The sequence below is a fragment of the Streptococcus tangpeifui genome, from assembly GCF_011038795.1.
Classification (GTDB): domain Bacteria; phylum Bacillota; class Bacilli; order Lactobacillales; family Streptococcaceae; genus Streptococcus; species Streptococcus tangpeifui.
Genome location: NZ_JAAKDU010000011.1, coordinates 13,660 through 33,692, shown reverse-complemented (window position 1 = coordinate 33,692; position 20,033 = coordinate 13,660). Strand labels below are relative to the sequence as shown.

Annotated in this window: 12 protein-coding genes; 7 read left to right on the top strand and 5 right to left on the bottom strand. The window is 43.2% G+C overall.

From position 1 onward, the window contains the following. Window positions 1–207: 207 nt before the first annotated feature. The 4 genes from G7Y32_RS08545 to G7Y32_RS08530 all read left to right on the top strand — a co-directional run bounded on the left by G7Y32_RS08545 (window position 208) and on the right by G7Y32_RS08530 (window position 10,214). Window positions 208–2,430 carry a RelA/SpoT family protein gene (locus G7Y32_RS08545; protein WP_165212897.1) on the top strand — a complete coding sequence of 741 codons (2,223 nt, stop codon included), beginning with the start codon at window positions 208–210 and terminating at the stop codon, window positions 2,428–2,430. A gap of 60 nt (window positions 2,431–2,490) precedes the next feature. Next, window positions 2,491–2,934 carry a D-aminoacyl-tRNA deacylase gene (gene dtd, locus G7Y32_RS08540; RefSeq protein ID WP_165212895.1) on the top strand — a complete coding sequence of 148 codons (444 nt, stop codon included), beginning with the start codon at window positions 2,491–2,493 and terminating at the stop codon, window positions 2,932–2,934. A gap of 344 nt (window positions 2,935–3,278) precedes the next feature. Further along, window positions 3,279–6,866: a glycoside hydrolase family 66 protein gene (locus tag G7Y32_RS10470; protein WP_165212959.1), complete on the top strand. Its 3,588-nt coding sequence runs from the start codon at window positions 3,279–3,281 to the stop codon at window positions 6,864–6,866. Between the two features lie 156 nt (window positions 6,867–7,022). Further along, window positions 7,023–10,214, top strand: coding sequence for a right-handed parallel beta-helix repeat-containing protein (locus tag G7Y32_RS08530; RefSeq protein ID WP_165212893.1), 3,192 nt, complete (start codon window positions 7,023–7,025; stop codon window positions 10,212–10,214). 163 nt (window positions 10,215–10,377) lie between these two features. On the opposite strand, the gene G7Y32_RS08525 is transcribed toward G7Y32_RS08530, so the two are convergent. Continuing rightward, window positions 10,378–10,965: a TetR/AcrR family transcriptional regulator gene (locus G7Y32_RS08525; protein ID WP_165212891.1), complete on the bottom strand. Its 588-nt coding sequence runs from the start codon at window positions 10,963–10,965 to the stop codon at window positions 10,378–10,380. Window positions 10,966–11,341: 376 nt separating this feature from the next. Here G7Y32_RS08525 and G7Y32_RS08520 point away from each other — a divergent pair, with 376 nt between their 5' ends. Both G7Y32_RS08520 and G7Y32_RS08515 read left to right on the top strand, forming a co-directional pair. Further along, window positions 11,342–12,043: an ABC transporter ATP-binding protein gene (locus G7Y32_RS08520; RefSeq protein ID WP_165212889.1), complete on the top strand. Its 702-nt coding sequence runs from the start codon at window positions 11,342–11,344 to the stop codon at window positions 12,041–12,043. 8 nt (window positions 12,044–12,051) lie between these two features. After that, window positions 12,052–14,688, top strand: a complete 2,637-nt coding sequence (locus tag G7Y32_RS08515; protein WP_165212957.1) for an FtsX-like permease family protein — start codon at window positions 12,052–12,054, stop codon at window positions 14,686–14,688. 294 nt (window positions 14,689–14,982) lie between these two features. Here the strand turns inward: G7Y32_RS08515 and G7Y32_RS08510 are convergent, their stop codons facing one another. The 4 genes from G7Y32_RS08510 to treR all read right to left on the bottom strand — a co-directional run bounded on the left by G7Y32_RS08510 (window position 14,983) and on the right by treR (window position 17,106). Beyond that, entirely contained in the window at window positions 14,983–15,195 is a 213-nt protein-coding gene (locus G7Y32_RS08510; protein WP_165212887.1) for a helix-turn-helix transcriptional regulator, read from the bottom strand. A gap of 2 nt (window positions 15,196–15,197) precedes the next feature. Further along, the gene (locus tag G7Y32_RS08505; RefSeq protein ID WP_165212955.1) at window positions 15,198–15,767 is read right to left on the bottom strand and encodes a hypothetical protein; all 570 of its coding nucleotides are present in this window, start codon (window positions 15,765–15,767) and stop codon (window positions 15,198–15,200) included. After that, on the bottom strand, window positions 15,760–15,966 hold the full coding sequence (locus G7Y32_RS08500) for a hypothetical protein (protein ID WP_165212885.1): 207 nt from the start codon (window positions 15,964–15,966) through the stop codon (window positions 15,760–15,762). Before G7Y32_RS08500 ends, G7Y32_RS08505 begins: the two co-directional genes overlap by 8 nt. Before the next feature lie 420 nt (window positions 15,967–16,386). After that, window positions 16,387–17,106, bottom strand: a complete 720-nt coding sequence (treR, locus tag G7Y32_RS08495) for a trehalose operon repressor (protein ID WP_165212883.1) — start codon at window positions 17,104–17,106, stop codon at window positions 16,387–16,389. Between the two features lie 494 nt (window positions 17,107–17,600). On the opposite strand from treR, the gene treP reads away from it, so the two are divergent. Next, the gene (gene treP / locus G7Y32_RS08490) at window positions 17,601–19,568 is read left to right on the top strand and encodes a PTS system trehalose-specific EIIBC component (RefSeq protein ID WP_165212881.1); all 1,968 of its coding nucleotides are present in this window, start codon (window positions 17,601–17,603) and stop codon (window positions 19,566–19,568) included. The last annotated feature ends 465 nt before the right edge of the window (window positions 19,569–20,033 follow it).

Sequence of the window (20,033 nt, the reverse complement as noted above, 5' to 3'; positions counted from 1 at the left end):
TGGATATCAATATACTTTGTGACATGAAGTACAATAAAGACAAGGCTATATTATTACAAAATGCTTCTAGGTGTTAGTCCAGAGTTAATTATTTTAATGGCCGAAGTGTGATTAATTTTTGATTTCAATAGGTGTAGCCTAGCTTAGTCAAGCTAAGTTGGCGAGCTTTTCTAGTGATGAGAATAAGTTTTAGTTAGAGGTAGCGAAATGGCAAGTAACCCAAATTTAAAGGGACCAGAAGTTGTTGATGCGGTTAAAACCTATATGGCACCGGCAGATGTTGCTCTGGTTCAAAAGGCTTTGGATTATGCAACAGAAGCTCATAAAACGCAAAGGCGGCAATCGGGCGAACCCTATATTATTCATCCCATTCAAGTGGCTGGGATCTTAGCTGATTTACAGCTGGATGCTGTAACGGTTGCCTGTGGTTTTCTTCACGATGTAGTGGAGGATACAGAGGTCACCCTGGAAGATCTTGAAAGAGATTTTGGAATCAAAGTCAGCCAGATTGTTGATGGGGTTACCAAGTTAGGGAAAGTAAAGTACAAATCCCATGAAGAACAATTGGCCGAAAACCACCGTAAAATGCTTATGGCCATGTCTAAGGATATCCGAGTTATTTTGGTTAAGCTGGCTGACCGTCTCCATAATATGCGGACCCTAAAACATTTACGGCCTGACAAACAAAAACGGATATCTCGTGAAACCATGGAAATTTATGCCCCTTTAGCCCACCGTTTGGGGATTAGTGCTATCAAGTGGGAACTGGAAGATTTAGCCTTTCGCTATCTCAATGAGGTAGAATTCTATAAGATTTCCCACATGATGCACGAAAAGCGGCGGGAACGCGAAAGTTTAGTGGATGAGATTGTTGAGAAAATCAAAGATTATACAGCTGAACAGGGGCTTCACGGAAAGATTTACGGTCGACCTAAACACATTTATTCTATTTACCGTAAAATGCGGGATAAGAAGAAACGCTTCGATCAGATTTATGATTTGATTGCTATCCGCTGTATTATGGATACCCCTAGCGATGTATATGCCATGCTGGGCTATATCCATGAGCTTTGGCGTCCTATGCCGGGACGGTTCAAAGACTATATTGCCAATCCAAAATCGAACGGCTACCAATCCATTCATACAACGGTTTATGGCCCTAAGGGTCCTATTGAAATTCAAATTCGTACCCAAGAGATGCACGAGGTAGCTGAGTATGGGGTTGCTGCCCACTGGGCCTATAAGAAGGGTATCAAAGGTAAGGTCGATGCTCAAGAATCCGCTATTGGGATGAACTGGATTCAGGACTTGGTTGAACTGCAGGCAGGCTCTAACGGAGATGCTCAGGAATTTGTCGACTCAGTCAAGGAGGACATCTTCTCCGCTCGTATCTACGTTTTCACGCCTTCAGGAGATGTGCAGGAGCTGCCTCGGGATTCTGGCCCTATTGATTTTGCCTATGCCATTCATACCCAAGTGGGCGAAAAAGCTGTCGGAGCTAAGGTCAATGGCCGTATGGTCCCCTTGACAGCTAAGCTCAAGACCGGTGATGTGGTTGAGATTGTTACCAATCAGAATTCCTTTGGTCCAAGCCGAGACTGGATAAAGTTAGTCAAGACAACCAAAGCCCGCAATAAGATTCGCCAATTCTTTAAAAACCAAGATAAAGAAATGTCTATCAGCAAGGGACGTGATTTGTTGATTGACTATTTCCAAGAGCAAGGTTATGTGGCCAATAAATATCTGGACAAGAAACATATTGATGAAATTCTGCCTAGAATGAGTGTCCGCAGTGAGGAAGCTCTCTATGCTGCTATTGGTTTTGGTGAAATCAGTGCCACCACCGTCTTTAACCGACTGACTGAAAAAGAAAGACGTGAAGAAGAGCGAGCTAAGGCCAAGGCAGAGGCTGATGAATTGATCAATGGCGGTGAGGTCAAGCATCAGAACAAGGATGTTCTCAAGGTAAAAAGTGAAAACGGGGTCATCATCCAAGGTGCTTCTGGGCTTTTAATGCGGATCGCCAAGTGCTGTAACCCTGTTCCGGGAGATCCGATTGAGGGCTATATTACCAAGGGACGTGGAGTAGCTATCCACCGCGCAGACTGCCATAATATTAAAAGTCAGGATGGTTACGAACAAAGACTGATTGATGTTGAGTGGGATGAATCCAGCAAACTGGGCCAAGAGTATTTAGCAGAGATTGATATTTATGGTCTCAATCGTTCGGGGCTCCTAAACGATATCCTGCAAATCCTATCAACACAAACTAAGAGTATTTCAACTGTTAATGCTCAACCAACCAAAGACATGAAATTTGCCAATATTCATGTTAGCTTCAAAATCCCTAATTTAAACACCTTAACAACGGTTGTCGATAAGATAAAGGTAGTCCCTGATGTCTATTCCGTAAAACGGACAAATGGTTAAGTAGATACCTAATTCTCTTGCCTAAGATCCTAAAACTTAAAATGGAGGCCATAAACGATTATGAGAATTGTCTTGCAGCGAGTTAGTCAAGCGCAGGTAAGTATTGACGGGGAAATGGTTGCTTCAATTGGTTCAGGCCTTTTGTTACTGGTTGGGGTTGACCCTGAAGATCATCAAGAAGACTTGGAATATATGGCTCGCAAAGTCCTTAATATGAGGGTCTTCTCTGATGATGAAGGGAAGATGAATCTTTCGGTGAAAGATATTGGGGGAAAAATTCTTTCAGTTTCTCAATTTACTTTGTTTGCAAATACGAAAAAGGGAAATCGTCCAGCCTTTACAGAGGCAGCCCCACCCAAAATGGCCAGAAAACTTTACCAAGACTTCAACCAAATTCTTTCCCGAAAAATTCCTCTTGAGACTGGAGAATTTGGGTCGGACATGAAAGTGTCTTTGATCAATGATGGACCAGTGACAATTCTTCTTGACAGCAAAAATCGCTAAAAAGATTAAAAATCTGAGAAAGCTTGATTTAACAAGTGTTTTAGGGATTGAATTATTTCAACTACCAAATTGTTCACATTTTGTAATAAAATAGTAATAAGTTAGATAATTTGAGTTTTATGTAATGGAGGAAGCAGGCCATCGCGGGCCTTGCTTCTTTTTTTATTTGACAAAGTCAGTAAAATCAAGATAGTTTTGGGTATGAAATTAGTTACTGCTTTCAAGTATTGGGGTTGAGTTTTCTTGAATTTTCAGTAAAATACAATTCATGAGTTTTCGAGCGGCTCTCACCACAAAGCGCTTGATTATAAAAATTAGAAGGAGAAAAGACCGTGGAGAACAAAATGCTAACGCTTCCCAGCATGCTTGTCTTACTTGCCTGTGGGATGATGTTCGTTCTGCCAGCTCGTTCTGCTCATGCAGAAGACGTTGTCAACCACCCCCGAGTTGCAGACGAAGCGTCCACAGCTAGCCATCCAGCGTCGTCGCAGACGATTCTTGAACGCAGTCAATGGCAAGAAGAGACTCAGCCAGCAGAAGAAGACACTAGCAATGTGAGTTTTAAAGGTAATTCCCAGCAGGAAGTTGCCAGTTCGGACTCCAGTACAAAATTGCAAGATCCAGCAAAACAAACCCCTCCAGAAATTACTTCTGAGGATTCAGCTTCAGGGTCAGTTCCAGCCAGTTCAGCAATTGAACAAACGGGCTCAAACCAAGAAGCTGCCCAAAACCAATCAACTAGCAATCAAGGACCAGGTGTTATTCGGGCCACTAGTGCTCAGGTAACAGCGACCCGGTCAGTTATTGCTTCACAAGCGGGTGATGCTATTCTGGATTTATCAGCCGATAAGGCCAGTTATCGACCAGGTGAAGATGTCAGCCTGTCTGTTGATTTTAAAAATACAACAGATCAAGAGCAGGACATAACCGTTTATGCTGATGTTTATTATGTTGACAATAAGTTGGGAACTTATAAGTTCACGAGACACCTGAAAGCCGGTGAAGGTTACAAGATGCAAGCAGGTGACTTGAAGATTCCTGCATCGCAATTTGAAAACAACCGCGGTTACCTAGTTAAAATTAAAGTAGCTGATGTTAACAATAACACACTAGGTGAAAGCAATCGTGCCATTGCTGTTGAAAGCGATTGGACCAAGTTTCCTCGTTATGGTATCGTAGGTGGTTCACAAGATACCAACAATAGCCTTCTATCTAAGGATACTGATCGCTACCGTGCCGCACTTGAAAAGTTGAAGAATATGAACATTAATTCATATTTCTTCTACGATGTTTACAAGACGGCCACTAACCCATTCCCAAGTGACGAAGAACGTTTCAAACAAGATTGGAATACTTGGAGTGGTTCTGAAATTGAGACCCAAGCTGTCAAAGATATTGTTAACCAAGTTCATGAAGGCGGTGCAGTAGCCATGCTTTATAATATGATCTTGGCTGAAAACACTAATACGGGTGAAGCTCCTGCCCTACCAGAAACGGAATATGCTTATAACAGTGATGACCGTGGTTATGGTGCCAAGGGACAGCCGATGTCTTATACCGTAAAAATTCCAAAAGACGGCAAAGAAGAAGATGTTCAAATTCAACGTTACTACAATCCAACCAGTAAACAATGGCAAAACTACATTGCCGATAAAATGGGCCAAGCTATGAAAAATGGCGGCTTTGATGGTTGGCAAGGTGACACTATTGGAGATAATGAAGTTTACAGCTATGCCGATAAGGATAGCAATGACCCAAGCAAGAAACATTGGTTAACAGAAGGGTATGCAGAATTCCTTCGTGCCATTAAAGAAAAATTACCAAATTACTACTTAACCGTAAACGATGTTAACGGTGAACAAATCTACCGCCTTAAAGACGGTAATCAAGATGTTATCTACAACGAAATCTGGCCATTTGGTGGTTCAGCTCTCAAGGATGGTCGCAATCAAACCGAATACGGTGATTTGAAGGCGCGTGTCGATGAGGTTCGTAAGGTAACAGGTAAGTCTCTTATTGTCGGTGCCTATATGGAAGGCAGCGAAAAAGGAGGTTCTAAACGCGATGCAGAGGCTGGTAAGGCCTTGCAAACAGATGCTGTTCTTTTGACCAGCGCTTCGATCGCAGCTGCCGGTGGCTATCACATGTCTCTTGCAGCTCTTGCTAATCAGCAGAACGAAATAGACGGAGGCCAAGGTATTGGTGTCCTTCAAACTGCTTATTACCCAACTCAAAGCTTGAAGACTTCAAGCGAATTAACTCGTAAAAATAATGATTATCAACAATTCATCACAGCTTATGAAAATATTTTGCGTGATGGTGTTGAAAATGATGATGCCCAAGTAAATACTTATAATTCAGAAGGTAAACTTCTGTCAACTGATGCCAAAGGTATTAATGGCCACCAAGTATGGACTTATGGCAAAAAAGGCAATAACTTTAGAACTGTTCAACTTCTGAATCTGATGGGAATTAATTCCGATTGGAAAAATGAAGATGGTTCAGAAGCTAACAAGACACCAGATGAGCAAACAAACTTGACTGTTAAGTATGCTCTTGGTGATGTATCAATGGAAGATGCCCAACGTATGGCAAATCAAACCTACGTAACATCTCCAGATGACTGGTCTAAATCTAATATGCAAAAAGTTTCTGCCTCAGTAGAAACTGACGAAACCGGTAAGCCAGTTCTCGTTATCAATGTTCCTAAATTGACACTTTGGGATGTTGTCTATATCTCAGCTGAAGATGAAAAATCAGCCCCTGACTCTGAGCAAGAACAATCAGCGGCTCCTGCTGATAAAGCGACTGATGACAAAGCGGCTCAAGGCCAAGTAAATCAGCCAGCGACCCCAGTAGAACAGCCTCAAGTTCCAGCTCAAGCTAAACCTGAGGGAACGGATCCAGTAGCAAGTCCAACTGCTCCAGAAAATTCAGCTCAACCTGAAGCAACTGAGCAACCAGCTACTCAAGATAAGCCAGAAGAGGAAGCCAGTCAACCTCTTGCAGAAGCGGTTGAACCTCAGCCGGAAGCAGGAAACCAAGCAGAGAAAACAGTAACGCCAGCAGGCAACTTCTCTGTGGAACCAGCAGCAGCTGAAACCCCAGCTACTCCGGCAGAAGGATTAGGTGTTGATAAGCCTCAAGAACCATCAGTTCAAGCTCAAGATCCAAGTTTTACCGAAGCACCGACTCAATCAGAGCAACCGCAGGAAAGAGAGTCAAACTTGGCGGATCCAGCAGCTGATAAAGCTGCAGCACCAGAAGCTGCTAAACCGGATTCAGCTCAGTCAGCCGACCCCGCTACATCGGAGCCTGCTGCTACAGAGCCCGATCAGCCTGCTGTTAATCCAGCTCCAGCCTCTAATGAAGAGCCATCAGCTCCAGCCACGCCTGCACAGCCAGCTAGTCCTGAGAGTGAAATGTCAAGTCCAAATTCTGGACAAGACAATAATAATCAGACGGCTGATTTAGTGCCGGAGCCAAGTGCTCCAGCCGTTCCTAATAATCAGGGAAGCCAATTAGATGGGAATCAACCCCTACAGGTTCAAGGACAAGGCAATCCGGCTGACCCAGCTGACAATCCAGAAGGTTCTGCAACTCTTCCAGCGGACCCAGCGGATCAGCCTAATGGTGGTTCAGGTCAGGCAAGTCAGTCTGGAGATCCAGCAGCTGATCAAAATTCAGCAGAATTGCCAAAAAATCCTTTAGTACCAGGTGAAGTCGGTCAGCCAACAACGCCGCAACTTCCAAATTTAGAGACATCAACTCCAACAAGTATGGACAGTGAGAGCTCTTCTGCTGGTCAGTCCTCTGCTAAGTCTTCGGAACAGTTACCCAAGACAGGAGATAAAACCAGCGGTCTTATTTTTGGTATGAGTCTGGTCTTCCTCACTTTGACAGGATTACTGGCAAAACGTGAAAAAAACTAAAGCGATTAGAGGACTAGTTTTTTGAGTGGTAGCTCTTACTTCTCCTCTTTTTTGCGGGAATTGGCTAGAGATACTTTAGTCAAAACAAGATAGATAAGAAATTAATTTTTAAACAGTGTTTCGGTTAAAAATCGGGCACAAAAGAAAGGAGGTCTTATGCCATTGAGGAAAAAAAGTCTAGTAGTCTTGATGGGAGCTTTTGCTCTTGGAATATCTTGGCAAACGATGATGACCGTTTCTGCTGACGAACTGACCGCTAATTCGGCAAATGTGGCGGCTGTAACTGACAGTCAAAGCCAGACCCAAGTACAGGCAGCAACAGCCGGTACGACAGTCTCCACTGATGAGGCAGTAACTCCTGCAGCGCCACCAGCTCAGGCAGAAAGTCAAACCAGTCCAGCGACTGCAGACTCTAGCACTTATGACAGTTCTAATTACGGTGCCAATCTTCCTTATACAGGCTATGAGGCTGAACAAGGAACTTTAGCCAATGGTGCTAAAGAGGAAGCGTCAACAGATGTCGATTCAACTGCAGGAGAAGCTTCTGATCAGAAATATGTCGAACTACCGAATCAAGGGTCTTCCGTCTCTGTTCAGGTCGAAGCCCCAGCCAATGCTATTAATGTTCGCTATACCATTCCTGACGGAACATCTGGTCAATTAGATGTTCAAGTTAATGGGAACAGTGTAGCCAACCTTGATTTATCTTCATCATCAGCTTGGCAATACCTTGATACAGATGTTGAAAATGACAGTCCAACAGCTAATTCACGGGCTCGTTTCCGTTTTGACGAGGTCCATTCCCTTTTGAAAGATATTCAACTGAAAAAGGGAGATACCCTGACCTTGGTCAAAAATTCGGCGGATAACGTTGCCTATGGTATTGACTTCATTGAACTAGAACAGGCTGGCGATCCAATCGCCCAAGCCGATAATGCCATTAGCATTACTTCTAAGGGAGCAGTAGCCAACGATGGTCAGGACGATAGCCAAGCCCTCTTTGCTGCTATTAATGAGGCCAAATCAACGGGACGTCATGTTTATATTCCGGCCGGCCAGTTTGACTTTAATCAAAAAATTGGTGTAGATGCTTCAAACTTGAAAATTTCAGGTGCGGGCATCTGGCACACCCACCTACATTTCACTAGCGACCAAGCTGGTGGAGGTGGTTTTGAATTTAACCACAATGATAATGGTATCGAGTTGAGCGATTTCTTTATGGATTCGAATCTGACCTCGCGTTATCATGAAGCTGCTAACTACAAAGCGATTTCTGGAACTCTAGGCTCTAACTCATCGATCCATGACATTTGGGAACAACACTTCGAATGTGGCATGTGGATTGGTGACTATGATGCCGCTAATATGCATTATACCGACGGTCTTGTTGTGAAAAATGCACGAATTCGCAATAATCTAGCAGATGGTATTAATTTTGCACAAGGAACAAAGAATTCAACTGTAGAAAACTCTAATATCCGCGGTAACGGTGATGATGGCTTGGCTACTTGGTCAAGTATTGATGGTGCGACTAATGCGACCATTGCCGAAAATAATAAATTCCTCCACAACACTATCGAGCTTGGCTGGCGTGCCGGAGGAATTGGTATCTTTGGTGGCAAGGGCCACGAAGTTGCTAACAATCTGATTAAGAACAACATTGCCGGTGCCGGTATTCGTTTGAGCACCGTCTTTGCAGGTCATAACTTCGATACCAATGATACCGGAATTAACATTCATGATAACCTCCTTTGGAAGACTGGCACAACCAGTGACCTTTATCGTCAACCACGTAGTGCTATTGATCTCCAAACCCAGAGAGGAGATATCAAAAATGTTGTCATCACTGATAATAAAATTTTAAATTCTGTAACGAAGGCCTACAGTGCTACTGACGGTCAAGGAACAGAAAATGTTCGCTTTGTAAATAATAGTGTTGATGATCAGGCGCACCTTGAAAGCCCTAAGCCAGTAGAGCCAAGTGTGACACCAGCACCGACAGAAAACGATCAACCATCTCAACCTTCTGCTCAAGCTCCAGCCGATCAACCAGCGCCAATGGCAGAAGCACAACCTCAAGCAGAAGAAGTACCTAAACCAGAGGAGCAACTGGAAGCTGATACACTAAATCAGCCAACTGACCAACCAAACGATGAGCCTGTTCAGCCTGATGCCAATCAACCATCTGATCAACCCAAAGATCCAGAGGTATCAGAACAGGATCCGGCCCAGCCTGCTACGCCAGCGCCATCAGAGCCTTTGGCCAATCAGGAAGCCCCAGCCCCAGCAGCTGATGAACCTGTGGTTCCTGATAATAGCCAGCCAGAAGCTGATGTAAAACCAGATGCAGATAAGGAACCAGCTAATCCAGATCAGCCAGATGGTAATCAACCTCAAACAGAAGAAGTACCTAAACCCGAGGACCAACCGGAAGCTGATACACCAAATCAACCAATGGGCCAACCAAACGATAAGCCTGTACAGCCAGATGAAAATGACCCATCTGATCAACCCAAAGATCCAGAGGTATCAGAACAGGAACCGGATAAGCCTGCTACGCCAGCGCCATCAGAGCCTTTGGCCAATCAGGAAGGCCCAGCAGCTGATGAACCTGCGGTTCCTGATAATAGCCAGCCAGAAGCTGACGTAAAACCAGATGCAGATAAGGATCCAGCTAATCCAGGTCAGCCAGAAGGTAATCAACCTCAGCCCCAACCGAATCCAGAAGGAGATCAGTCTGATCAACCTCAATTAGAGCCTAATAACCCTGATTCTCAGGATCAATCAAATGGCGATCAGCCTAATCCAGAAGGTAATAATCAATCTGATGAGGCAGATGCAGGTCAGAATGGTTCCGATACTCCAACAGATCAAAATGAAAACGGCGGGGAACAACCGTTACCAGCGCCAGCACCGGAGAATCCTGAAACTGGTCTAACAGAGTTGGTTCCATCAGAACCTGTCCCAGTACCAGATGCTCCAGACTCAGTTAGTCCAGCTCCTCAAGCTGATGCTGATCAACCCCCGCTTGTTAAACAAGCAGATGAGGTAGCGAAAGCGGCTAAAGAAGCCGATGCTGACAATCAAAAAATGCCAGTCATGCCCAAAAATTCGATGACACCGGGAGAAGTTGGACAACCAATCTCTCCGCAAATTCCAGGAGCTAAGAATACAGTTCCTACCAGTTCGAAAAAGAAGAGTAGTTCGGATAATAAAACCCATTCTGTCAAATCAGAAAAAGTTCAAAAACCTAAGTCAGGCCATAAAACAATCGGTATTGTCTTGGTTCTTGGTATCGCTTTTGTTGGTGCAACAGGTCTGCTAGCAAAACGTGGTAAACATCATTAAACGATAAAAAGTTTATTAATGAAATCATTGACTGACATTCCTGCCTAAATAGAAATAGCCTACCAGCTTTACTGGTAGGCTATTTGTCGTCTTAAAATTCCAATCTTTTTGATAAATAATGAACGCAATTTTAAGCAGTATAAGCTATGAAGGCCGTCAGCAGTCAGCTCTTATTTATTTTGGGCTTAGCATCAACGAGCCCCTTAGGAGCAGTCTCCATCAGGGTTAGAAAAGTCTTGGCAAAAACCTCCGGTGGTTCTGGAAAATCCTCAGCTACCCACTCGCCGACCAGTGCAAAAATGTAGTTAATCACGATTTTAATCATACTGGGTGTCATTAAGGGACTGTTATTGATAATGTGAATATTATCTGCTTCTAAAAGGAGTTGCAGATAACTCTCTTCAAGAAAATTAAAGACATTCCTGTCAATAGAAGTGTGATAGAGGATCCGTGCCTGTATTCGCTTTTGATAGACTTTAGGAATAACATCTCTAGCGACAGCCTCGTAGATAGAATGAATGCTAGGATCAGCAATGCTGCGTTTAAAAGTTTTAAAGACCTCCTCCGTCATGGACGTATGGATATAATCGAAGATCTCATCTACGCTGCTGAAATGTTTTTGGTAAATAGCCTGTCGCGACATGCCAGCTTCTTTGGCAATTTCTGTCATGGTAAGTTTGCTTTTATCTGGATTTTTCGAAGCAATGCGAAATACAGCATTGATGATACTTTCTCTACTACCTTGAACCATAGTCCCTCCTTGTATGAAGCCAATCTTATAAAAAAATTGACAGGCTGTCAAATGTTCTTCCAAACTGGGAAACTCATTGAAGTCAAAATCCTATATTATAAGGATTTTGGACTGCTTCTAGCTTGACATGGTGTCAATTTTTAAGGCTTTTAAAGCGGCTAAAGTTCTCTTATAATATCTAAGGTCGATAAATAAATTAAACAGGGCTGAGACGCTGGGCAAAAAGTGGGCAACTATTTCAGCTTTAGCGGATTATAAGAGTGGGTTATAAAGTCTTCCTAACTGACAAACACCGTCAGTCACTTTCTTATTTTTCTGTTGGAAATTTTCGTCAAGCGAATCGGCCCTTTGTATCTTAATAAAGGAGATATTACCAATGGCTTATATTGAAATGAAACATTCTTTTAAACGTTATCAGATGGGAGACACGGTGATTGTTGCTAACAACGACATTACCTTTGAGATTGAAAAAGGGGAATTAGTGATTATTCTCGGGGCTTCTGGTGCAGGCAAGTCGACGGTTCTCAATATCCTAGGCGGTATGGACAGCAATGACGAAGGACAGGTTATCATTGATGGAACAGATATAGCTAATTTCAACTCCAAACAGCTGACAGATTACCGGCGGACAGATGTTGGTTTTGTCTTTCAATTTTATAACCTGGTCCCAAATTTGACGGCCAAGGAAAATGTCGAGCTGGCTTCAGAGATTGTTACTGACGCCCGCGATGCTGCTGCAACTTTAAGAGAAGTTGGTTTAGAACAGCGCCTTGATAATTTTCCAGCCCAGCTTTCGGGTGGAGAACAGCAGCGGGTTTCCATCGCTCGAGCTGTGGCTAAAAATCCCAAGATCTTGCTCTGTGATGAGCCAACGGGAGCGTTGGATTACCAGACAGGGAAACAGGTCTTGCAGATTCTGCAGGATATGTCTCGCAAGCAAGGAGCAACCGTTATCATCGTGACCCACAATTCAGCTCTAGCCCCGATCGCCGATCGGGTTATCCACATGCACGATGCCAAGGTTAGCAGTATTGAAATCAACGACTATCCTCAAGATATCGCTAGTCTGGAATACTAGGAGGCCGAATCATGAAGAAAATATTTTGGAAGGACATTTGGAAGTCGTTCACAGGCTCTAGCGGTCGTTTTATTTCCATTATGACTCTGATGTTCCTAGGCGCTTTTGCCTTGGTTGGTCTCAAGGTGACTACCCCTGATATGGAGCGAACGGCTAGTGACTATTTGCAGAACCACCATACCATGGATCTCTCAGTTATTGCTAGCGCTGGCTTCAGTCAGACGGACCAACGAGAGCTAGATAAGATCAAAGGAGCCAAGGTCGAATATGGCTACATGTCAGATGTCAGCATCAAAGGAAAAGACGATGCAGTGCGGATCTTTTCCAAAACTGATACATTATCGTCTTACAAGTTAGTATCAGGAAAACTGCCTGACAAGCCTGATCAGATAGCTCTGTCATCGTCTCTAAAAAAGGATTATCGGCTAGGCGATAAGATTAACTTCACTCAAAAATCACAAGGCATCCTAAAACATACAACTTACAAGATTGTAGGTTTTGTTAATTCTTCTGAGATTTGGTCGACAAAAAATCTCGGAACCTCCACAGCAGGAGATGGCAATTTAGCTGCTTATGCTGTCACGACAGCAGATAGCTTTGAAAGTGCTGTTTACAATCTAGCCCGCTTACGCTATCAGGATTTACAAACCTTGAATCCTTATTCTGCTACCTACAAGAAGAAATTGGAGGAAAAACAGGAAGTTCTAGATGAAATCCTGAAGGATAACGGGAAACAGCGATTAGCCGCTATTAAAAAAGACAAACAAGCAGCTCTTGCTCAATCCCAATCTCAGATCAACCAAGCTAAGAATCGACTGGAAGCGCAAGAGCAGCAGTTGGTTTACCTAAGCGGTCAGCAATTGCAGGCTGCGGAGGCTGCTATAAGTCAAGGCAAGACCAAGCTGGCTAAAAGTCAGGCCAGTATCCAAAACGCTCAGGCCGCCCTCAGAGCAATGCCAACTCCTAGCTACAGCTCTTACAGCCGTACGACTCTACCCGGAAGTAACGGTTATCGGACCTATGGTGATATCAGTCGTAATATCGATCACATCGGTGACATCTTTCCCGTTGTTCTCTATCTGGTGGCTGCCTTAGTGACTTTTACGACCATGACTCGCTTTGTCAATGAAGAGCGCAACAACGCCGGTGTTCTAAAGGCTCTGGGCTACTCCGATGGCGATGTGCTTAAGAAATTCGTCATCTATGGGCTTGTTGCCGGCTTATTGGGAACCCTTATTGGTGTTCTGGGTGGGCATTATCTGTTACCTTATATCTTGACTCAGAATCCTGCAAAATTGACAACATTGGGCCGGCCGCATTTTTATTTTTACTGGTCTTATACTGTTTTATCCCTGCTCTTAGCCCTTATCAGTGCCGTTTTGCCAGCTCTTCTGGTCGCTAGACGAGAATTAGGAGAGAAACCTGCCCAGCTCTTGCGCCCTAAACCCCCAGTCAGTGGCTCTAAGATTCTACTAGAGCGAATCAGTTTTATCTGGCGGCGCTTGAGCTTCACCCAAAAGGTTACGATCAGAAATATCTTCCGCTACAAACAGCGCATGGTCATGACCATCTTTGGTGTTGTCGGCTCTGTAGCTCTACTCTTTGCAGGTTTGGGGTTGCAATCGTCCTTAGGAAAAATCGTAGAGCGCCAGTTTAATCAGCTGACCCCTTACGATATGCTGATTCTGCGCAATGAACAGGCCAGCAGAGCCGAGAGTCAGCAAGTCGATGACTACTTGCATTCTGATCAGGTAAGGGACTATCAATCCCTCCATGCGCAAACCATAGATGAAAAAATCAGCGGTCAAGATGAGAAGAAAAGCATTACCATCATGTCAACGGACCAAAAAGATTTTGGATCCTTTATCCGCCTGCGTGATCCCAAAACTGATCAATCGCTTGATCTGGATCATAAAGGTGCTTTAATCTCCAAAAAATTAGCAGCTTATTATGGTGTCAAAAAAGGAGAGACGTTCTCTGTAAAAGATGATCAGGGCCATTCTTACACTATTAAGGTAGCGGGGCTAGTAGATATGAATGTTGGCCACTACATCTTTATGTCGGATAGTTACTACCAAAACGTTTTTGGCAAAAAAGCAACTCATAATGGTGAACTGATTAAGCTGAAGGATAGCTCCCAGTCAGATATTTCTAAGCAATCTAGTCATTTGTTGAATTTAGCAGGTGTTACTTCTCTGACGCAAAACTCATCCATGATTACGATGGTGAAGACAGCCGTTAATGGTCTCAATGCCTCCATGACGATTCTTATTGTGGTATCTATTGCTCTAGCCATTGTTATCCTCTATAATCTGACCAATATTAATGTTGCCGAACGAATTCGGGAGCTCTCAACCATCAAGGTTCTGGGATTTCATAGCCGAGAGGTCATGATGTATATCTATCGCGAAACCATCTTGCTATCGGTGATTGGCATGATTCTAGGTCTGGTCGGTGGTTATTATCTCCATGGTGTGATTATTGCCATGATGAGCCAAGATACAGTTTATCCTACTCAGGTAGATCCTTATGTCTATCTAGTGCCTCTGGCAGTGATTACCTTTATCTTAATCGTTCTGGGCTGGGTCGTCTATCATCGTTTGAAAAACGTCGATATGCTGGAAGCCCTCAAATCAGTAGATTAGAATTTTGAAAAGAAAAGTTTCTCGTTTATCAAGCTATCTTTCGCGTTATCCAACTAATCAAGCTAATTAAATGTATAAAAAATGCTGGGCAAAACTCGCCCAGCATTCTTATTTTAAAATAGACTCTTGGCGCAACGGTTGGAAGCAAGATTTGTTGGCTACGCCAAGAAGTATTACCCCTGCACAGAGAGTGGGAGTGAAACGGTCTGGGGAGAGACCGTTTCAGGTCACCACCTTAAAACTAGGACGTGGTGAAAACCAAAATTTTCATTTTTTAAGTTGATTCCGCTCCCTTTAATCGGCGTCCTTATTTCTTTGAAAGATATCTTCAACCTGTAAGTTGAAAACTTCTGCGATTTTGAAGGCTAATTCCAGTGAGGGATTGTAACGATTATTTTCCAAATGCAGGATGGTTTCCCTGCGAACGCCTACGGCATCTGCTAGGTCCTGTTGGGTCATTTGCGCTTTTTCGCGTATTTCTTTTAAATTAGTAATAATTTTAGCCATACCTAATCACCCTTTTCAAAAATCCAGAAGCAGACATCAAAAAGGTTGAGCAAAGCGCCAAGATAGATAAGCAGAGCTCCTGGTGTCAGAGAGAAAGGAAACCAGCTGGTGATGATTGTCAGACCAAGGAGCGAGCCGATCATTAAGACCAGACATAAAGTCGCTGCCTTGGCTAAATCTTGGTAAAAGCGCTCATCGGGTCGCTCTATGGTTTTTTTTAAGCAGAAATAGCCACCAAGAAGCAAGAGCAAAAAGAACATTCCGCCAATAAAAAGCTGTTTAATCCAAGCAGGTTGGCTGTCAGGAGTTAAAATCCCAATGCCTAAAGTGTAGACAGCCATAGCAAAAAAGATTGTGGGCAAATAGATTTTTTCTGTCAGACCGAACCCCTGCTCTTTCCTGCTGATTGGGCTTACTTTAGACATAAGGCCAAATACTAGAATTTCAAAGAGGCTGACAAGCGTAAAAATAAGCCTCTTAATCCAAACTGGATGACTGGCCGGAGTCAAAAAATAGACGAGGATTAAGAGGGGGAGCCAGATCCAGTAAAGCCATTTCTTATTTTTAAGTATGGTTGGCCTCCCTGTCTTTTCTTAACTGATACCTCAATCCCCAGAGACCCAATAAATCTCCGATGATTGCGGCAAGGAGGACAAAATAAGCGAGCGGACGATTGAAACCGAGGCTAGCGAAAACCCCAAAGGCGATGCCAGCCGTCGTAGTGGCCATAGAAATAAGGACAGGCCATTTATAATTACCAGTTTTTTGCATAATAACCACCTGCTTTCTAAATAATTGATTTGATGGAGGATTTGTTAGAAATACCTCACCTCTTTACATTATAAATATATCACATTTTCCGGTTGGGGACAAGATAAAATGTGATTTATTTCTAACTTTTTGACAAAAAGAAAACTAATCCTATAAAGGAAGGCTTAGGGGGTGTTATTGTATGAGAACGGGGAGAGGGACAGAAATTAATAAATCGTTATAAAATAGTGATGATGCTTGCTTTTTGCTCTCCTGTATATAGTTAACAGTCCAGTGGACTGTTTAAAAAGGCCGAGAATGTGAGGACTCCCAGCCATTGAATCAAACTGTTTCGTCTAAAATAGTTAACACTATATGCGATCTTTAGAGATTACAAGATTCTATGAGTAAGAGTGGGGAGTTGCCTTAGTCATATCACCTCTAAGGCTCTTGTCTTTTCCGCCTAGCAAAATCTACGAAGTGAAACTTCTCAAGCAAATGTCGGCTTTCCGTAAATTGGAACTGCTGGCCGTCAGCCAAATAAACACGGGATCTGACAGATACAACATGGTGTTCGGCGCCCACATCAAGCCAAATTTTATCCTGATTGGTCATCTGCTCGATGGTAATTTCTTTTTTAGCCCCCTCAATAGAAAGGTGTAGTTGGTTCTCCAAGTAATCATAGATCGAGCGCTGGGCAATCTCCTTGGTCATCTGCTTAACGCAATCAATCAGTAGGTAGTCAATATCAACCACCGAAGCTGTGCCATTGACAAGGCGTTGCCGTATGATACGCCAAACCTGTTTGCTGGCGGGAAAACCTGTGAGCTCCTGTAATTTTTGATCGACAATCAGTCGATCTAAGGCTAGAACTTTAGTCTGAGAGTCCATTCCTAAAGTATTGACTAGCTCCTGGTAACTGGTTAAATGAGACACCGGAAAATTAAAGTGTTGATGGCGCAGCACCAGCGTCTGTCTTCCTTGAGATTTTTGGACCAGCCCCGCCTTTTCTAGCAATTTTAAAGCTTTCCGGATCGTATCGCGGCTGACTTGATAGGTCTTCGTTAGGGTATTTTCACTAGGCAATGCGGTCTCAGGGGGATAGAGCCCTTCTGCAATTTTACTCTCCAAATCTTGAAAAACTTCTTGATATTTTTTCATCAATAATTCTCCTATAAGATATAAAACCGTTAAACATTCCCAAGAAAAATAAGAAACCTGACGAAAAATTGGTAAGATTCTAGGACAGTGAATCTTTTCTCACAGAAGAACAGTATATCTAATTAACTCGGCTTGTTTTTAGTTTACCATACAAGTTAGGAAAAAAGGTTAAAAAATCAAAGAAATTTTCCAGACAAGTTGCATGAGCATAGCCTGATAGGATAAAATGAAAGCGCAAACAGAAAAAAGGGGCAAGCATAACAATCACTACTACTCAATCGCTGATGTTGTTATCTTGGCTGTCAGCTTGGCAAGCGAGCAATAGTTGGTTAGAAGTTGAAATGATATTAATCATGGTAGTCTATTGACTGCATGCTGAGAGGTCATAAGGATTCGTCTTGCAATAGCTTTATTGACGATTTCGATAGCTTATAACCCTACTGTTACAATCCTCAATTTGTATGTAAACAATCTTTATCATAAAAGGAGTCAACATGGGAAAATTTGAACAAGATGCCCGCGAAATGCTGGAAGCAATCGGGGGCAAAGAAAATGTTGCCGCAGTTACCCACTGCGCAACTCGTATGCGTTTCGTCTTAAATGATGAAAGTAAGGCGGATATTGAACGCTTAGAATCCATTCCAGCTGTCAAAGGAACCTTTACCAACGCTGGACAATTTCAAGCCATCATCGGTAATGATGTACCGATTTTCTACAATGATTTTACGGCTGTTTCAGGAATTGAAGGTGTTTCTAAGGAAGCGGCTAAAACAGCAGCTCAGAAAAATCAAAATTGGCTGCAGCGATCATTATCCATGCTGGCAGAAATCTTTACGCCGATTTTACCTGCCATCATCGTTGGTGGTCTGATTCTCGGCTTCCGCAATATCTTGGAGGGGGTTCAGTGGTCAGCTCTTGATGGCAAGACCATTGTAGAGGTTTCTACCTTCTGGCATGGGATTAATGATTTCCTCTGGCTGCCGGGTGAAGCTATCTTCCAATACCTGCCAGTAGGAATTACTTGGTCGGTCAGCCGCAAGATGGGGACCAGCCAAATATTGGGAATTGTCTTGGGGATCTGTTTGATTTCGCCTAACCAATTGCTTAATGCCTATGATTTTGCTTCAACTTCAGCGGCTGAGATTGCTTCTAAATGGACTTGGGATTTCGGTTTCTTTACCGTTGAAAAAGTCGGGTATCAAGCTCAGGTTTTACCTGCCCTCTTAGCTGGTTTATCCCTAGCTTATCTGGAACGCTTCTGGCGCAAACATATTCCAGAAGTTGTCTCTATGATTTTTGTACCATTCTTATCCTTAATGCCAGCCTTGATTTTGGCTCATACAGTTTTGGGGCCAATCGGTTGGACTATCGGTAAGGGAATTTCTTTCGTCGTTCTGGCTGGTTTAACGGGTCCTGTTAAATGGCTCTTTGGTGCTCTCTTCGGTGCCCTCTATGCACCGCTTGTTATCACAGGTCTTCATCACATGACCAATGCCATTGATACCCAATTGGTGGCAGATAGCGGAGGTACAGGTCTCTGGCCGATGATTGCCCTCTCTAATATTGCCCAAGGTTCAGCTGTTCTTTCTTATTATTGGATGAATCGCCATAATGAACGTGAAGCACAAATCTCTCTACCTGCTGCTATCTCAGCTTATCTGGGGGTCACTGAACCAGCTCTCTTTGGGGTCAATTTGAAATACATCTATCCATTTATCGCCGGAATGATTGGCTCTTCTATCGCTGGTCTTCTCTGTACGACTTTCAATGTTACGGCTAATGCCATCGGTATCGGTGGTTTGCCAGGAATTTTGTCTATTCAGGCTAAATATATGATCATCTTTGCCTTCCTGATGATTGTCGCTATCGTTATCCCGTTTGCTGTAACCATATTTTTCCGCAAGGCAGGTTTCTTTACCAAGACAGAAGATGCAACTGTTAAGGCTCCTCAAGTTGATGCCGTTGCAGAAGCTAAGAAAACAACAGAAGTTGAAAGCGGTACCTTGATTACAGTTCACAGTCCGCTTCAAGGGACAGTAGATGTGCTAAGTCAGGCACCTGACCCAGTCTTCGCCCAAGGGGTAATGGGACAAGGAGTCGTGATTGAACCAAGTGAGGGGGAACTAGTTGCTCCTGTGGATGCTACTATTTCTGTGCTATTTCCAACCAAACATGCGGTGGGTCTAGTGACTGATCAAGGTTTGGAAATGCTTATACATATTGGTATGGATACAGTTAACTTAGATGGAGAAGGTTTCACGGCTCATGTTAACCAAGGAGACCAAGTCAAAGCAGGCGATAAACTCATCAGCTTTGATATTGAAACCATCAAAGCCGCTGGCTACCCTGTTTCAACACCGGTTATTGTGACTAATCAAAATGACTTCCAAACAGATGCTCTAGGCAGCTTACCACATGATGTCAAACGTGGTGATGATATCCTAACAGCAAGTAAACTATAAGATACAAAGTCGTTAAGCACTCCAAAGGAATTTAGGAAATGGAGTGACGATTCATTAAGAATCAAGCAACATTTATCTAATTCCACTGGAGTGTAGGCGTGTTCAATTAATAAGATACAAAGCCATTAAGCACTCCAAAGGAATTTAGGGAGCTTAACGAAAAATCTCTAAAGATTCTAGAAGAGCGAGTCTAATTTCACAGAGTCGTAGGTGTATTCAGTTAATTAAGATACAGCAGAGGCTTGTTATCTAAGTGCTTTGCACTTGATAACAAACGCCAATCACTATGGTGAATTGGCGACCTCTCCTACTAATTTCGTTTGGTTAGTAAAATCGACTAACCAAACTTCGTGTCGCAAGGGCGTAAAAAGTGATGAAGATTTTAGAAAGGTGACGCCGTGTGCTGACACACAAGGAAGCTTATCTAAATCCTGAGCTTTTAGCCCGTGTTCAGTTAAAGCAGAT

Excerpts from the sequence above, each read along its gene's own strand:
- G7Y32_RS08525 (WP_165212891.1), bottom strand. The coding sequence starts at position 10,965 with ATGGTTCAAGGTAGTAGAGAAAGTATCATCAATGCTGTATTTCGCATT.
- treR (WP_165212883.1), bottom strand. The coding sequence starts at position 17,106 with ATGAAAAAATATCAAGAAGTTTTTCAAGATTTGGAGAGTAAAATTGCA.
- G7Y32_RS08510 (WP_165212887.1), bottom strand. The coding sequence starts at position 15,195 with ATGGCTAAAATTATTACTAATTTAAAAGAAATACGCGAAAAAGCGCAA.
- G7Y32_RS08520 (WP_165212889.1), top strand. The coding sequence starts at position 11,342 with ATGGCTTATATTGAAATGAAACATTCTTTTAAACGTTATCAGATGGGA.
- G7Y32_RS10470 (WP_165212959.1), top strand. The coding sequence starts at position 3,279 with ATGCTAACGCTTCCCAGCATGCTTGTCTTACTTGCCTGTGGGATGATG.
- treP (WP_165212881.1), top strand. The coding sequence starts at position 17,601 with ATGGGAAAATTTGAACAAGATGCCCGCGAAATGCTGGAAGCAATCGGG.
- dtd (WP_165212895.1), top strand. The coding sequence starts at position 2,491 with ATGAGAATTGTCTTGCAGCGAGTTAGTCAAGCGCAGGTAAGTATTGAC.
- G7Y32_RS08545 (WP_165212897.1), top strand. The coding sequence starts at position 208 with ATGGCAAGTAACCCAAATTTAAAGGGACCAGAAGTTGTTGATGCGGTT.
- G7Y32_RS08530 (WP_165212893.1), top strand. The coding sequence starts at position 7,023 with ATGCCATTGAGGAAAAAAAGTCTAGTAGTCTTGATGGGAGCTTTTGCT.
- G7Y32_RS08500 (WP_165212885.1), bottom strand. The coding sequence starts at position 15,966 with ATGCAAAAAACTGGTAATTATAAATGGCCTGTCCTTATTTCTATGGCC.